1 protein-coding gene and 1 pseudogene are annotated in these 664 nt (G+C 28.0%); both read left to right on the forward strand.

What is annotated here, in order from left to right; translation table 11 throughout:
- A pseudogene (locus KTF99_RS16880) lies at positions 1 to 187 on the forward strand (DNA adenine methylase); the annotation flags it as partial.
- 90 nt (positions 188 to 277) lie between these two features.
- Positions 278 to 499 (forward strand): helix-turn-helix domain-containing protein, encoded by a 222-nt coding sequence (locus KTF99_RS16885; RefSeq protein WP_009301307.1) that lies wholly within the window; start codon positions 278 to 280, stop codon positions 497 to 499.
- The last annotated feature ends 165 nt before the right edge of the window (positions 500 to 664 follow it).

Consider the following 664-nt stretch of genomic DNA (forward strand, 5'->3'; position numbering starts at 1 on the left):
TGTAGAAGATCATAAAGAGCTTGCAAGAATATTAAAGGAAATTAGAGGGAGGTTTGTTTTATCGTATAATAATGATCCGTACATTAAGGAATTATATAAAGGTTTACATATCGAAGAAATAGAAAGAAATAATAATCTTTCTAACAAAAATTGCATATATAAGGAACTGATCATAAAAAATTATTAATGTCAAGGAAAATTACGTAATACGTAATTTTTTTTCATTTTTCTATCCCGCTCTAAAATAATGATAGAATTTATTCCAGGGTGTGTATGAGTGATAAAGATCCATTTATCAAAACTACTTGGTGAAAGACGAATAAGTCAAATAGAACTAGCACGAAGAACAGGAATACGGCCGGCAACAATAAATGAAATTTATTGGGAGTTTGCAGAGAGAGTTAGTCTGGAACATATAGACATTATCTGCAAAATGTTAGGGTGCAAAATTGAGGATTTTATGGAGGTGGTATATGAAGATAATGATAAAAATAAGTAGTTGAATGTACTCTGAGAATGAGTACTTTTTTTGTGGGAGGTAAAGTGATGAATAAAATAAAATTTAATGAAATTATTAATGAGTATTTATCTTTTAAAAGAATGTATGTAAGACATAATACTATGATTAGCTATGAAGAAAGAATAAATAATTACATATTGCCTT

The sequence above is a fragment of the Erysipelatoclostridium sp. MSK.7.34 genome, from assembly GCF_019041935.1.
In the GTDB taxonomy this organism is placed as follows: Bacteria; Bacillota_I; Bacilli_A; order Erysipelotrichales; family Coprobacillaceae; genus Thomasclavelia; species Thomasclavelia ramosa.